This is a genomic window from Carnobacterium viridans (genome assembly GCF_900102725.1).
Taxonomy (GTDB): domain Bacteria; phylum Bacillota; class Bacilli; order Lactobacillales; family Carnobacteriaceae; genus Carnobacterium_B; species Carnobacterium_B viridans.
In genome coordinates this window covers 102,936-118,208 of the sequence record NZ_FNJW01000003.1, presented here as the reverse complement: position 1 = coordinate 118,208, position 15,273 = coordinate 102,936, and the positions used below count along the sequence as shown (strand labels likewise).

Here is a 15,273-nt window from a genome sequence, read left to right as displayed (position 1 = left end):
TATCTGAGGGAACTATCCTTGAGCTGTTTCCAAAAACTCAGAAAATGGATCTTAAATTTAGATAGCTCCGTTACAGAGAAATTTTTTAAAAAACATATTGCTTATACAACAACTACAAATTTTGTTGATATTGTACCTCAGAAAAGAAGGCTTAGAATTAATTTAAATATACAATTTGAAAAAATTAGTGACCCTAGAGGAATGTGTAAGGATGTAACAAATATGAGACGTTGGGGACATGGGTACGTAGAAGTGGGTCTTTCAGATCGAAAAGATTTAGACTATATTATGATTTAATAAAGCAGTCCTTTGAGATGCATAGAGAAGACGACGAATACTAAACTGTGTTTTTGGTAGATTATCAGTAATGGCTAGGGCACAACCCAGAGGGCTAAAGATATATCTTTTGGAGTCGTTCATAACTTCAAGTACAACATAGTTAAATGAAGAATAAGTACAGTCTATTCGCAAAATTTACATGCTCTATAATGATTAACTATAAAGGAGGTATTGTCATGAAAAAGTTGTTCAAAAAAAGAAAGATCACTGGTAAAACGGTACGTCCGAAAAAAGAAGAAATAGAAGATCAGGTTGAAAGAGAAATTTCAGATATTGATCTGAAGCAAAGCGAAAATGAATTTGAATCATTCTTCTCAGAGGTGTTAAAAGGATTACCTAAAAAAACTTCAACCATCGTACTTAATGCTTATGATAAATCAAGAGAGCAAGCGGAAAAAACTCTAGCTAAAAGTAAAAATCAATTTGATAGTATTTTTGAGGAATTTTTGGAAGGCGTAGATGAAGAAACGCGTAAAAAATGTCATACGACCATTCATGCTGCGTCTTTAACAGCAGCCATTATCGGCTGTTCACCTATTCCTTTTTCAGATGCTTTCTTGCTGGTGCCAGTTCAATTAACAATGATGGCTCGGTTGCATAAGATATTTGGGCAATCATGGTCTGAAAGTTTAGGTAAGAGCCTATCTAAGGAATTAGTAATTGTTGGCTTAGGTAGAAGTGCAGTTGGTAATATACTGAAATTTATTCCGGCTGTTGGGACTGTTGCAGGTGCTACAATTAATGCGACTGTTGCTAGTGCAATCACAGAATCTTTAGGTTGGGTAACCGTAAAAATGTTAAATGAAGGGGAAGATATTTTCGAACAAGCTATGTCATTTAAAGGACAGTTTCAAGGACTGTTTAAGTCTCTTCAAAATTCTAATAAATCAGTGGATAAAAAATAAATTTCATAGTAGATAATTTTATCAAAGAGACAAAGTTGCATCCGCTTTGTCTCTTATTTTTTGAATGCATTATGATATATCTGGAAATAGACCATATCATATAGCCGAGTTTCCCATGGAAACTATTATCCGAAAAAACTTCACTAAATTAAAGCAGATTTATTAAATAGAATTAAATACATATAGCATTTTGGAAAATTCAACAAGTAAGATAAAAAACTCAAGTAATCTGATTCATACGAAAATTTGAACACAAGAATGTATTTTTAATAGTCGATTCTCAACTACTTTAGTAAACTATATTCATAACTTAAAAGAATTGGATACAGGGAAGCAAACGTTACAGGATATGTCGTTAATTCAGGCACAATATCAAGATTTTTTTATTACAAAAACAGGCTATCTCGTCGCTTTGATTGAAGGTTCCGGGGTTAACCTGGATTTACTAAATGAAATTGAACAAGAGGACGTTTTTGACGAATTCAATGCTTTTTTAATGTCGACTATTGGTGAAGGCGATACAGGAGAAGTGCAACAGTATTTTAGATATGACGACTCCAGTCGCTTTTGACGAGTATGTGTTGTATTGGAAGAAACGCTATTTAAAAGTAAAAGAAGAAATCCTATCAATCAAGCTAAGATTACCTTAATCGCAAGCTATGTGGATTACTATCAAAACTTACAATTGACGAACCAAATGAGCACAAAAAAACATTTAATCGTAATCCGACAAAAAATAAAGGATAAAAAACAGACTAGCCTTGAATTGGCTGCCACTAATCTTCATGAAAAAGTAACCCAATTTATCAAAACATTGGAGAATAGCCTAGAAAACTACGATATGGAAGCCAGGCAATTATCCTCTATGGAATGTCGGAAAACCCTGAAACACCTCATGAATTTTTCCAATCATTAAGGCTTCCAGAAGGGAGGGGAAACGTGTGTATTTTGGAAAGAAACGCACCAAAGAAGAAAGGAATCAATCACCAGTCAAAAAAGTAGAAACGGAAAGTTCATTGGATTCCTTTTTAGATAAGAGCAGTTTAGATGTGGTCTATCCGTTTTCTTGGGAGGAATTTCCTGATTATATTGAAAGTGGCGATAATTTTATTCGCGTCATAGCCATTGTGGATTACCCTAAAGTTCAATATGGCAATTGGTTATCCGAACTCAAGCGAAAAAAAGGGAATATCACAATTTCTCAATTCTTACAGTCGTCGAGTTCAACAAAAATGATACACCACTACAACGAAACGATTAAGAATAAGGAAGCAGAACTATTAAAGATTTACGATCCATTAAAACGAAAACGTTTAGAGCAACAAATTGAAACCGCAAATCGGCAATTGGATAAATACTTACAAAGCAACTCCAGTTTCATTTATCAATACACGTACATTTACTTAAATGCTTCAACGTTAGAAGTCTTGAATGACTTGACTGAAAATATCACTAAAACGCTTATTAAATTACAAATGAAATCTATGATACCAGTAAAAGGGATGTATCAAGCTTTTTGGAGTGCCCTTCCCATTGGCGAAAATTTATTAGGGGATTATACGTATAAAGAATCGAATACAGAAGTAGCGTCTAGTATGTTTCCTTTTGACGACGCTGAGATTCTTCATTTATCACCCAGGAGCGACGTTGAAGGCATTAACAAAGACACAAACAGTCTCATTGCTATCGATTACTTAGATCGTAAAAATACACTGAATCAAAACATGGTCGTTATTGGAACCAGTGGAGTCGGAAAAACGACCTACATGATTCAAAAAATATTACGGTATGTTGCTCGAGACATTAAAGTTTTTATTATTGATCCTGAGAATGAATATTCGCAAATAGTGGAACACTTAGGTGGGACAGTCGTTCATTTATCGTCAAATGCGCAAACTAAAATCAATCCTTTAGAAATCTTCTCAGAAGAAATCAGCGAGAATATCGAAACTTTAACGATTGATTTAGAGTTGTTGGTGAAAGATAAGATTCAACGGGTAAAAGGCTTTTTTCAAGTCTTAAAACCGGATATTACTCAAGTAGAGCAAGCTGTATTGGACTCTGTTTTACGCAATACGTATCTGAATGCAGGTATTTTTAAGTATTCCAGTATTTCTGAAATCAAATCGGAACAATACCCCACGTTGGAGAATGTCTTTAATGAAATTGAAAAATTAAAACTAAATGATCAAGACCGGTTTAAGGTATTAAACGATTTTTATTACATTTTAGAAAGTTATGTTCATGGTTCAACGACGCTTTTCAATGGGCATACCAATATAAATATTAATGCCAATTTGTTGTCGTTTGATTTGAAAGCTCTACAAAATGAAGCAGATGTTCAAGCAGCAGCTTATCTCAATACATTTAGTTTCTTATGGGATGAAATCACAAAAAATAAGACTGAAAACATTAAATTAGTGGTCGACGAATTTCATTTTTTAACTCAAAATCCAGAAGCTGCACAATTCTTTTATCAAGCGTATAAACGGTTCAGAAAGTATAACGCAGGAGCGATCGCCGGAACCCAACAGATTCAAGATGTCCTTGAAGGGACCATGAGTGACAGTAAAAATGTTGGAGAGGCTATTATCGGAAACAGCTACACAAAGGTCTTTTTTGGATTAGATGATAAAGGTGTAGAAGATTTGACTGATAAACTGCATATGAATTTCAGTGAAAAAGAAAAGAAATTGTTGTCGCGTAGAAAACAAGGAGAAGCGTTAATTATACATGGATCGCAACGCGCATTTATGAAGGTCGAGCTAACAGAAGAAGAATTACGGTTAAAAGATCCAGAACGGTATGAAGAACACTATGGAGAGTCCGCAATGGAAGTACCCAACTATGAAGAACGCATAAAGATGACACCTAGTGAGTTGGTAGAAGCTAAAAACTTTCTATATGACTAGCAAGGAGGGATAAGATGCTAGGATGGCAAGACTTTAAGGTGATGAACTTTGAATTTGGAAGTATCAAATTGTTTAAAGAAAAAATCGTGTATGAAATTTCAAAAAATCTCTGTTCCTATGAGCAAATCGAAGATATAGAACGTCTGAAAAAACAAAATGATGTTCATTTTTTTAATTTAATTCAAGTAGAGGAAGATGATCATACCTTATACCTTCATTATGAACGTTTAGAAAGCATGAAATCTCTCACCATGATAAAAAAAGAAGAATACTCCGTTAAGTTATCGATTGCCCAAACACTACTAAGAGAGAACATTTTACAACAAACATCTAACTTTGTGAGTATTCATCCGGCTACAATTTTTTATTATCCAATGCAAACTGTGAAATATACTTACTTGGCTACAACTGTATTGCCTCAAGAACATAAGTATTCTGATCTTGATCGGTATAAAGCATTAGTTTTATGTATTTTGACGAACTTTAGCTATGAAACGTGCTTAGGAGAAAAAGAGGAAGTCTTAAAGCGTGGGAATGAATTGGTTAAAGCGGTTGTTCAGGCTAGTACCAGGCAAGAGATGTTGCTGATTATTGAAGAAGCGTATGATTTTGTGACCTATGATTACATTCAACACAACTCAACCAATAAAGAAAAATTGAAGAAACGAACCCTATATACTTTAGTGGCGAGTGTTCTCTTCTCTTTGACTGCAGTAGGAATGACAAAGCAATACGCTAATGCCCAGCAAGAACAAATTGTTCAGGCAATGGAACAAGACATGGAACAGAAAAACTATTCACTAGAAGCCAATCAACAGATTGTTAATGGAGACTATGAAAAAGCGGCTATCGCTATGGAAAAAGCTGGAGACTCTAAAGAGGACATTGCCACTATGTACTTTGAAAATAACCAATTCCAACAAGCCATAGATACAGATGTCTCATTTCTGGAGCCGGTTATTGCCCATTACTATGATAACGATCAAAGCGAAGCGATTCTTGATTTAACGCTGACAGAAGTTGCAGAAGAGGACACCACTAAACTAGAAACTGAAAAAGCTATTGTGGCTTATGATACTGCTACAATGTCCTCTGCTCTGCCTTTTCTAGAAGATGAAGAAACAGCAGTCAGAATGGGATTAGCTTATCTAACCAATGATGATGTGACCAGTGCACAAAAAGTACTAGAAAAATTTCCGTCAGCTTCTTTAGAAAACAAGATTAAACTTAAGCAAGCAGATAATGAATTGGCAAAAGCAGAAGAAGAGTTAAAAGCCATTAAAGAAGATGATGAGAAAAAGGACGAAAAACAGCAGATTCAGAAGGATAAAATCGCAACATTGACGAAAGAAATCGAGACACTACAAAACAACGAGTAAAGTTGGTGAGGATATAAATGAAGCCACTAACGTTTTATGTTAAAAGTAAAATCGGAAAAGTTCTTGCTTGGTCTGTATTGGGACTAGTCCTCTTAATTACCATCTTAGTGACTGCCTTTTCCAGTTATTTTACTGGAACTGATGAGAACGAATTGGCTTCTATACCTGAATCGGTTCTAAAATGGAAACCCATCATGGAAGAGGAACTAGCCAAATATGGGATGGAAGATTATATACAGATTGTATTGGCCATTACAGCTACTGAGTCAGATGGTTCTCAGTTAGATATCATGCAGTCGAGTGAAGCCATTGGTTTAGCACCTAATGCTATTCAAGATCCCGTTTACAGCATTCAGATAGGAATTAAGCACTTTAAAGATGTGATCGATCAAATGAATCAAATAGGAGTGGACTTAAACACGGCTATCCAGAGCTATAATTTTGGTAGTGGTTATTTAACATATATTGCAGATAACGGCGGTGTTCACACAACTGAATTGGCAGAAGTGTATTCTAAAGAAGTTGTCGCACCTTCTTTAGGCAATACATCCGGTCAAACGTATCCGTACTCATCCCCGGTGGCTGATGAAAATGGCAATTACTTATACACGAATGGTGGTAATTTTTATTATGCCGATTTAGTGCAGCAAGCCCTAAACAGTGGGGTACCCGGCAATGGAGTACTAGCCTTTCCCGTTGAAGATCAAACCATTACATCTGCTTTTGGTTTTCGAATCCATCCTATAACGGGAGAACATAAACTGCATGGAGGTGTTGATTTTGCGCCTATGAATGGTGGAAATCCACCTGTTTTTGCGGCATTGAAAGGAAAAGTTAGTCAAGCAGCTTACTCCAGTAGTTGGGGAAATTACGTGAAACTAACGAATGGCAATGGAATAGAGACGCTCTACGCTCATTTAAAAGAAATCACCGTTTTACCTGGTCAACAAGTTGAAACAGGCGAATCCATTGGCTATATGGGTACTTCTGGGTCTTCCACTGGTGTCCATTTGCATTTTGAGGTCTATCAAAACAATAATCGAATCGATCCAGCACCCTTGTTGGGATTGTAATGAATGAGTTAAAAGATTGAGGTATAGAGATGAAAAAATTACTACTAACCGTTACTGGAACCGTAACGGTACTTATTTTGATTGTATCGCTCTTTAGTTTAAACCAAACGAATCGAGGACTAGAAAGTAAGCTCTCAAAAACAGAAAAAGAATTAAAAACAATGGAACAACTAATCAATCAAGAGGATAAGTTTACTGACACTGTAGCGAATAAAAAGAAACTGACCGTGATTGAAGAGGGATTACGTACTTATTTAGACTACGATAACGCTACTTATCTTACTCGTTTCGACCACTTACAAAACAAGGCTACAGATGAAACCATTCAACGACTAAAAGAACTTTCTTCTACAGATCCGCCTCTTTTAGATGTAAAGAATCAGTTAAAGGAACTGACTATTTATCTTCATCCGACTGAGGAACTGATTTTTTTGGTTCAATTAACTACTGAATACTCGTTGGATCATGAAGTGGTTTCTCGTTTGCCGCAACTGTATCAAGTAACCCTCATTGAAACTAATGGAGAGTATCACATTAGCCAGTTAACAAATCTAGGTTTGACAGCAACCAACTAAAGTCGTTAAGGGAGGCATTCGGTGGAAAAATTTTTAAACAAAATAAAAAAGAAACTCATTTGGTTTCTCGTTAGTTTTGTCCTTTCGGAGTGGTGTTTAGTAGTGGTGACTCAATTGATTATGACCTTTTCCGAGTTTAAATTGTCTTTAACGACCACTATCTTACTTGAAACAGTAAAAGAGACACTTCTCCATCCTTTTCAAACGATTCAAATATTGATAGAAACAAAAAATCCATTATTTATAATGGGAACCATCGGTCTTTTACTTTATTGTGCTTCTATTCAAATCAAATTAGCGTCTAAAGAAAAGAAAGAGGGATGGGAAGCCGATGAACGAAACCAATACCATGGTTCAGCACGTTGGGCACGTGAAAAAGAGATTTTTGACGGAAAAAATTACCTGGCTCAATCTAAGCAAGAGATCCTGAAAAATTTTACCGCTTCGCTTGATCAACCAACTGAAGGGGAGGAAACCAGATGACAGGAACCATTTTAGGTATTTTAAATAGTAAAGTCATTATTCAACCCACAGAATCAAAACCCAATCGAAATATAATGGTGATGGGAGGACCGGGGTCTTTTAAAACCCAAAGTTTTGTGATTACAAATGTCTATAATGAAACGGAAAATAGCATCGTTGTGACGGATCCAAAAGGAGAAGTTTATGAGCAAACAGCTGCCGTTAAACAGCAGCAAGGCTATGACGTCCGGGTCCTGAATTTTGCAAATATGATGGCTTCTGACCGACACAATCCTATTGATTACGTCAAAAAAGACATTCATGCCACCACAGTGGCGACTAAAATTGTGGACAGTGCTAACAAAGACAGTAAAAGAGACGTTTGGTATTACTCACAACGAGCACTGTTAAAGGCTCTTATTTTGTTCGTGAAGTATGAATTGCCTCCTGAAAGACGAAATATGGAGGGCATCTTAGACTTTTTACAAGAGTTCGACCCTGAATCAGATGAGGATGGCGAAAGTGGCTTAGATGAAGAGTTTTTAAAACTTGAACGCAAGCACCCAGCTAGACGAGCGTATGAATTAGGCTATAAAAAAGCCAAAGGAGACATGCAAGGCAGTATCATTATGTCCCTTCTAACAACAATATCCGACTTTGTGGATGATGAAGTTGCCGAATTCACGCGATTTAGTGATTTTAATTTACGAGATATTGGCCGAAAAAAAATGGTGCTTTACGTGATTATTCCGGTTATGGATCAATCCTGGGAAGGGTTAATCAATATCTTTTTTAGCCAGTTATTTAACGAACTTTATGATTTTGCATCTGAAAACCATTCAAAATTGCCAAAATCAGTGAACTTTATTTTAGATGAATTTGTAAACTTAGGTAAATTTCCTGGATATGAAGAGTTTTTAGCTACTTGTAGAGGGTATGGAATTGGAGTGGCCACTATTATCCAAACTTTGACGCAATTGCAGGATAAATATGGTGAAAAAAAAGCGGAAAGTATTTTAGGGAACTGTGCCGTGAAAACGTGCTTAAATGCTGCAAATTCGACTACTGCGGAGTACTTTAAACGATTATTGGATAAAGCTACCGTAAAGGTTGAAACCGAGTCTGAGAGCACACAACATGGAAAAGAGAACAACTCTAGTAGTTCCAGTGAAAATCAAAGTTACACCGGAAGAGATTTAATGACGGCTGGTGAAATTATGCAGATGCCAGACGATACGAGTTTAATTGTCTTTCAGAATAAACGCCCCATTCAAGCAAAAAAAGCTTTCCAATTTGAGTTGTTTCCACAACCAAAATTTTTGTTGAATCAAAGGGATTACACACCACATTCTACAGCTGAACAACTAGAAAAATTCGAACAAGATAAAGAAAACTATCAAGACTATATGCAATCAAACGCTGAGAATCGAACCGAACGAGAAAAGGATGAGTCTGTAGAACGAGAAAAAGCAAAAGAGCAAAAAGAACAAGAAATAATAACTGAAGCTTCCGGCTTTTTTAAGTCAATGAACTGAGGAAGGTAGTGACGTAATGATTAAAGGAACGAAAGGGTTAATGTTATTGAGCGTTTTATTATTTTTATCCGGATGTGGCTTTAACGAAGAAGAGGCACTAGAAAAGAGTACAGACCAGTTAGAAAGTTTTTTGAATCTACACGAAGAGCGAGAACGTTTTTCTGATTTAGATAACGATGATTTACTAGCTCATTTAGAAGAGGATGTTTTTCCTTACTTAACAGAAAGTTATCAAGAAGAAATTACTGAAGAGGTTGAAAACTATGGATTCAATACAGATGCTGTATTTAGTAAAGATTTATTTTTTTTAAGAGAAAGTGAAGAAAGTTATGATAATGGTGTTTTTTGGCAAGCGTTTAGTATTGAGGAAAGTAACGTAAATCCTGAATTGGAAGTAGTAAATCACAGTGCTTCAATTGAAAGTATATCTACAATTACACCTAGTTTGGTAGAGATTGAAATGAATATAGAAGATGGAGAGTGGAAACTGAATTCTGTTGTAGAAGGTGAGTGGTAAATATGGGAGAAAGGATTTCCAAAATGTTTTCAGACTGGATTACAGATTTGCTAGAAACAACCTTTAACCTTTTAGGAAAGCTTATTTTTGATCACAATGCACTGAGTGGTTTTTTCTCTCAACTGTATGGAATTTTTATAGCTTTTGGTGGTGTAATGTTGGTTACAATTGCTCTAGCAAAAGTATTGATTTTCTTATTATCTGAAGCTGAAGGTAGTCGAGATGCTTCTGTATGGGGATTGATTGTCGATTCTTTTAAGGCTAGTGCAATGGTACTAATTTTACCTTTAATTTTAATTTTTTCACTCGATATGATTGTCTATCCATTAGGAGAATGGATGTTTAGTTCAATTGGTGGTATGACTGCAGAAAAAATCAATTCTTTTATTAACATAGAAGACGTCTCGCAAGTCGCTCCTAATGTTACCAGTACACTTATATTACTTTTATTCTTATTGATTGTATTTGCGACATTCTTAATCAAAATTTGTATTTATCATGCGGATCTTGTCTTGTTGGAGTTGTTGAGTGTCTGGGCAGCGATATCTATTATCAATGAGGAATACAATTATATGTCTGTATGGTGGCGCGAATTTCTGAGCCAAATTGTGAGCATTATTGTACAGATGGGTTTAATGGTCGGAATTGTAGAAGTATTATCTAGTACAACGTTTGAATGGTATAGTTTTATGTTGCTAATTGGTTTTGGCGTATTAATTATTCGTGGGCCAAGTGTTTTAAGAAGCATGTGGTATGGAACAGGATCTGGTAAAGCAACTATGCAAGGTGGTAAAATGGCTACTCGAATGTACATGATGCGAGCAAAAAGTGTAACAAGTGCAGCTTCTGCAGCAAAATAAAAAAGATAAAGGATAAAAAGTAAGTTTTTTCAAAAGTTGAAATACAAAGATTATTTATTTTTTTTGTATCGTCAGGCACCCTGAGCGGATCCGATTTTTGTTGGATTAAGGCTTTGTCAATTCAGCTTGATTAATGTTAATTAACGTGTTGGAGGCCTCTTTCAGCCCAATAAATTCCTATCTGAGAATAGAAAAATAAGTCAATAATCTCAAAAACTATTTTCTTTCACTTTATTTCGCTATAGAAATTTTTTTTCACCTAAAGAGTCCCTAACTACTTACCTGAATAATTCATACTTATCTTTTGGTCTGTTCTATGTAGTGATTTATTGTAAACGAATACAGGTAAAACCTGATTTAATTATTGATATTGTGTTTTATCGATCAAGGATTAATATGAAATTATCTAAAACCTAGTATAACCTATAGAGATAAGTGACTATCTAAAAAAAAAAAACAGAAAAACAAGATAAAACATTCACAAAACGATTGACAGTGAAATGATTTAGGATTATAGTAGTTACTGAAGGTAGCTCCTAAATAAAAAGAGCGAATAAGTGAGGCTAATCACTTAATAAAGGGGGAGGGAAATGAATCGAGCAATAGCGATTATGAAAGAGTATCAATTTTCAGAATATGAAACATTAGTTTACATTGCCTTATTAAAAAAATGTAGTCAGACAGGTTATGAAGTAAGCAAGAATTCAAGTGTCCCTCGCTCGAAGGTATACAATACGCTAAATGTCCTGTTAAAAAAAGGTTTAGTTATTTGTAGCAATACAGATCCAGTGCGGTATATGGCTCAGCCAGTTGAAAAAGTGATTGAGCAATTAAAGAAGAAAATGAAAAGTGATTTTGAAGAAATTGAAAAAATTTTAGGCAGTATTGAAGAAACAGAAATAACAGAAACGTTATGGAATTTTTCTGAATACAACCGAGTGATTGAAAAAGTAAATGAATTAATTGAAAGTTCAAAAAAAGATTTGTATCTACAAGTTTGGGAAGAAGATTTAACAATAGAAATGGTAGATTTGCTCACCAAAGCTGAACAGCGATTAGAGAATTTCATTGTTATTTTATTTAGTCAAGAACAGCGATATGAATTACCATTTACTCGTTTTTATAAACATGGCTTTGAAGAAGACAAATTAAAAGATTATGGCAGTCGTTGGATTAGCTTAGTAGCAGATTCAAAAGAAGTAGTGTATGGGACATTACCAACAGATCAGCCAGATGTTATCTGGACAAGAAATCATTCGATGGTTAAATTAGCCAAAGAGTACATTATCCATGATGCCTATAATTTACGCATGATTAAACAACTAGAAGATCCGGCAAAAGAAGTATTTGGAAAAGATTTAATGGATGTTAGAAATATTTATAAAAACTAAAAAAATTGTTGGAGGAAACTATGATGACTAGGGTATTATTATCTTTGATTGTGATTGTGAACTTATTTTTTGTATTTTCTTTTGTGAAAGATTTGGTAAAGCATAAAAATGAAATTATGACTGAACCTGCTAGTACATTGGCACTTCCATTTACTTCATTCTTCACGTTTTTACTTTCCACTTTTGGCGTATCAGATTTTGCTATTGGAACAGTCTTGTATCGAAAGTTGAAATGGGTGCCTCTAAAGAAACTACCAGGAACATTAAATGCACAATGTGTTATTCCAGTAGCGGCAATGGCCCTATTATATATCACATCGATTGATGTTGGTCTTAAAACATTAGCTGTTTGTATTATCAGTCAAGTCATTGGAGCATATGTAGGACCACGTTTTGTTGTGAAATTACCAGAAAAAACAATTAAACAATTTATTTCAATCGGTTTGACTATTGCTGCATTGTTAATTTTAGCTGGAAAATTCAATTTAATTCCTTCCAATGGAACGGCAACTGAATTATATGGTCTAAAATTAGTAACAGCCGGTGTTTTATTATTTGCTTATGGTGCATTAAACAATATTGGTATTGGTTCATATGCGCTAACAATGGCTACGGTTTATGCTTTAGGCATGAATCCAGCAGTAGCTTTCCCCATCATGATGGGAGCAGCAACATTCTCAGTTCCAATCGGAAGTATGCAATTCGTTAAATTTGGTGAGTATAGTCGTAAAATCACGTTATTTACCTCTACATTTGGAGTACTAGGTGTATTGACAGCCGTTTACTTTGTTAAATCATTAAACGTTGGTATGCTTCAATGGTTGGTTATTGTGATTTTGCTTTATACAGCTGTTACTATGGTTTTAGAAATGCGTAAATCTAAAATGGACTTAACAGATAGTGCTAACTAAAAGATACAAAAGAAATAAAAAAATAAGTTCAAGAGATTGTGGTTAAAAGGTATCTGAAATAAGTTTTAAGAAGGAGAGAGAAGAATGATTGTATTGACGAAAAAAGAAATGCAAACTGTTTTTACAATGGAGGAAGCTATTCAAGCAGATAAAGAAGCTTTACGTCTTTTCTCACAAGGGAAAAGCACAGTTCCGTTGCGTACAAATATTGATGTTCCTGAACATGGCGGGCAAAGCTTATATATGCCAGCCTATGTCGCTGGCAACAACCAAGCTTTGGGAGTTAAGATTGTTTCGATTTACCCTGGTAATATTGAAAAGAATTTACCAAGTGTGCCAGCAACGATGGTTTTACTAAATGCTGAAACGGGAATAGTAGAAGCAATGATGGATGGCACTTATCTAACACAACTACGCACTGGAGCTGTTCAGGGAGCGGCAACAGATATTTTAGCTCGTAAAGATGCTAAAATTGCTGCTTTAATCGGAACGGGTGGACAAGCTATTTCTCAACTAGAAGCGATGTTAACGGTTCGTTCATTAGACGAAGTAAGGATAGTAGATATTGACAAAGAGCGTTGTGAACAATTTGTAAAAGAGATGTCAGAACAATTTGCACATTTTAATACGAAATTAATTGCAGTAGACAATTCAGAAGAAGCGGTTAAAGGCGCAGATATTATTACTTCTGTGACAACATCTAGACGTGCAACATTTTCTGGAGAACATGTAAAAAATGGTGCTCATGTTAATGGTGTTGGAGCGTATACTCCTGAAATGCACGAATTACCAAGCGAAATCATTGTTCGTGCAGATAAAGTTATCTTCGATACAATGGAAGGTGTTCTGGCAGAAGCTGGCGATATCATTACTCCGTTAAAAGAAGGTTTAGTAGAAAGAAGTCACTACCAAGGAGATCTTGGTGAAGTGATGTTAGGTAAAATTTTAGGTCGTGAAAATGAAGAAGACATAACTGTTTTTAAAACGGTTGGAACAGCGGTATTGGATGTTGTGACAGCTGAAAAGATTCTTGTAAAAGCTAAAAAACTTGGAGTTGGAACACAAATCGCTTTATAAAAAATAGAGATAGTACCTAAGAGACCAACTAGTGGGAAAGCTCAACTAGATAGTCTTTTAGATGCTATTTTTTATTCTTGATCATCCCTATCTTGGCTTGTTTCAGTTAAAAGGAGATACTTGGATTATCAATAGGATAATCGTAAGCGCAAAATGAAACGGTATCTAGCTATGACAAATAACCCTTGCTATAATGTTTTTATATTATAGTGAGGGTTATCTGTAATCTTCTTGAACTTCCACACTCCATGGCAATAGCGCTTGAAGTAATTCAGGGTATTCTTTAAATGGTGTATCAGGCAGTTCTTCAAATAAGTAATGAAGATACTTATACGGATTTAACCAATTTAGTTTTGCCGTTTGGATTAAACTATAAACACCACCACTCGCTGTTGCACCTTTGGTACTGGTAGAAAAATTCCAAGCTTTACGACCAACTACGAATGGACGAATGCTGCGCTCTGCTAGATTATTTGAGAGGTGACATTCCCCATCTTCAAGGTAGTTCATTAAGTAAACCTTTTGATTTTTTTCATACTGCAATGCTTTTCCAAGTATGGAATTCTTTAACGCATTTGTCTGCTCTACCCAATTCCAAAAATTAGTTAAGATTGGCATTGCTTTTTCTTTCCGTAGGTGAGCCCAACAGCCGACACGTGTGGCATCCGTAACTTTATTGTAGCCTTCATATCCATCACAATGCATAAAACCGTGATAGCCTTCTAAAAAATTACGCGCATTTTCTCCTGCTCGAGTAGATTTATAGTGGTAAAGCGCCATTTGCTCAGAGGCATCTTTGCTACTTTGGTAAAGCCACATATAGGACTTTGAGGTAGCCGGTTTATTTGGCTCTTTTAAAACCTGCATCGTCGTTTCATCTACATGGATCGCTCGTGATTGCAGTAACTGCTTATGTAATAAGTCATACATAGGCTTTAACCATAGGTTAGAAACTGTGATAACCCAATTGGCCATAGTGGCACGACTAAGTACGATTCCATAATTTCCCCATTCTTTTTCTTGACGATAGAAAGGGATACTCAATTCAAATTTTGATGCATTAACCAGGCTACTGAACTTGCAGAAGCTAAACTTCTAGGGATAACAGGCGCAGGTGTTGGAGCTTTTACAATAGCGTCTGCACCATCTTTCTTACAAGTTGGACACTCATAAGCATAGCGCATAATTTTTCTCCCCTTCAGGTGAGCAGGAATAAATTCAACTTCTTGTCGAACTTCTTCTTTTCCTATTATTTTTAATTCTGTATTGTACCAGTCACAATGGCATTCTTCTTCATGTAATAGAAATTTAACATTGACGACTGGGAGTTCTTTTAT

General features: G+C 35.4%; 17 protein-coding genes. 15 read left to right on the top strand and 2 right to left on the bottom strand.

The annotated features are described in order from the left end of the window. From BLT48_RS00945 to BLT48_RS00880, 15 genes are all read left to right on the top strand, one after another. Positions 1 to 297, top strand: a 297-nt coding sequence (locus tag BLT48_RS00945) for a DUF5655 domain-containing protein (protein ID WP_218123348.1), incomplete at its 5' end; no start/stop codon positions are given. A gap of 218 nt (positions 298 to 515) precedes the next feature. Then, positions 516 to 1,244 carry a YcjF family protein gene (locus tag BLT48_RS00940; protein ID WP_035020811.1) on the top strand — a complete coding sequence of 243 codons (729 nt, stop codon included), beginning with the start codon at positions 516 to 518 and terminating at the stop codon, positions 1,242 to 1,244. Positions 1,245 to 1,563: 319 nt separating this feature from the next. Further along, positions 1,564 to 1,815, top strand: coding sequence for a hypothetical protein (locus BLT48_RS14030; protein WP_218123347.1), 252 nt, complete (start codon positions 1,564 to 1,566; stop codon positions 1,813 to 1,815). A gap of 15 nt (positions 1,816 to 1,830) precedes the next feature. Continuing rightward, complete coding sequence (locus BLT48_RS14025) at positions 1,831 to 2,160, top strand: hypothetical protein (RefSeq protein WP_218123346.1); 330 nt, start codon at positions 1,831 to 1,833, stop codon at positions 2,158 to 2,160. A gap of 25 nt (positions 2,161 to 2,185) precedes the next feature. Further along, on the top strand, positions 2,186 to 4,156 hold the full coding sequence (locus BLT48_RS00930) for a VirB4 family type IV secretion system protein (protein ID WP_089974331.1): 1,971 nt from the start codon (positions 2,186 to 2,188) through the stop codon (positions 4,154 to 4,156). A 14-nt stretch (positions 4,157 to 4,170) separates the two neighbouring features. After that, positions 4,171 to 5,535 carry a hypothetical protein gene (locus tag BLT48_RS00925; RefSeq protein WP_089974329.1) on the top strand — a complete coding sequence of 455 codons (1,365 nt, stop codon included), beginning with the start codon at positions 4,171 to 4,173 and terminating at the stop codon, positions 5,533 to 5,535. Between the two features lie 17 nt (positions 5,536 to 5,552). Beyond that, positions 5,553 to 6,608 (top strand): lysozyme family protein, encoded by a 1,056-nt coding sequence (locus BLT48_RS00920; protein WP_089974327.1) that lies wholly within the window; start codon positions 5,553 to 5,555, stop codon positions 6,606 to 6,608. Positions 6,609 to 6,637: 29 nt separating this feature from the next. Beyond that, a complete protein-coding gene (locus tag BLT48_RS00915) occupies positions 6,638 to 7,183 on the top strand; it encodes a hypothetical protein (RefSeq protein WP_089974325.1) in 546 nt (181 codons plus the stop codon). A 21-nt stretch (positions 7,184 to 7,204) separates the two neighbouring features. Beyond that, on the top strand, positions 7,205 to 7,666 hold the full coding sequence (locus BLT48_RS00910; protein ID WP_089974323.1) for a hypothetical protein: 462 nt from the start codon (positions 7,205 to 7,207) through the stop codon (positions 7,664 to 7,666). After that, the gene (locus BLT48_RS00905; protein ID WP_089974321.1) at positions 7,663 to 9,180 is read left to right on the top strand and encodes a VirD4-like conjugal transfer protein, CD1115 family; all 1,518 of its coding nucleotides are present in this window, start codon (positions 7,663 to 7,665) and stop codon (positions 9,178 to 9,180) included. Before BLT48_RS00910 ends, BLT48_RS00905 begins: the two co-directional genes overlap by 4 nt. A gap of 16 nt (positions 9,181 to 9,196) precedes the next feature. Next, entirely contained in the window at positions 9,197 to 9,697 is a 501-nt protein-coding gene (locus tag BLT48_RS00900; protein ID WP_089974319.1) for a hypothetical protein, read from the top strand. Positions 9,698 to 9,699: 2 nt separating this feature from the next. Next, the gene (locus BLT48_RS00895; protein WP_089974317.1) at positions 9,700 to 10,557 is read left to right on the top strand and encodes a conjugal transfer protein TrbL family protein; all 858 of its coding nucleotides are present in this window, start codon (positions 9,700 to 9,702) and stop codon (positions 10,555 to 10,557) included. A gap of 590 nt (positions 10,558 to 11,147) precedes the next feature. Continuing rightward, positions 11,148 to 11,948 carry a TrmB family transcriptional regulator gene (locus tag BLT48_RS00890; RefSeq protein ID WP_089974315.1) on the top strand — a complete coding sequence of 267 codons (801 nt, stop codon included), beginning with the start codon at positions 11,148 to 11,150 and terminating at the stop codon, positions 11,946 to 11,948. 23 nt (positions 11,949 to 11,971) lie between these two features. Next, positions 11,972 to 12,859, top strand: a complete 888-nt coding sequence (locus BLT48_RS00885; protein WP_176944025.1) for a sulfite exporter TauE/SafE family protein — start codon at positions 11,972 to 11,974, stop codon at positions 12,857 to 12,859. An 84-nt stretch (positions 12,860 to 12,943) separates the two neighbouring features. Beyond that, positions 12,944 to 13,936 (top strand): ornithine cyclodeaminase family protein, encoded by a 993-nt coding sequence (locus BLT48_RS00880; RefSeq protein ID WP_089974479.1) that lies wholly within the window; start codon positions 12,944 to 12,946, stop codon positions 13,934 to 13,936. A 216-nt stretch (positions 13,937 to 14,152) separates the two neighbouring features. Here BLT48_RS00880 and BLT48_RS00875 read toward each other — a convergent pair whose 3' ends face one another. Both BLT48_RS00875 and BLT48_RS14265 read right to left on the bottom strand, forming a co-directional pair. Beyond that, positions 14,153 to 14,980 (bottom strand): IS66 family transposase, encoded by an 828-nt coding sequence (locus BLT48_RS00875; RefSeq protein ID WP_089974477.1) that lies wholly within the window; start codon positions 14,978 to 14,980, stop codon positions 14,153 to 14,155. Continuing rightward, positions 14,977 to 15,273 carry an IS66 family transposase zinc-finger binding domain-containing protein gene (locus BLT48_RS14265; protein ID WP_267462167.1) on the bottom strand — a complete coding sequence of 99 codons (297 nt, stop codon included), beginning with the start codon at positions 15,271 to 15,273 and terminating at the stop codon, positions 14,977 to 14,979. The genes BLT48_RS00875 and BLT48_RS14265 overlap by 4 nt, the downstream gene beginning before the upstream one ends.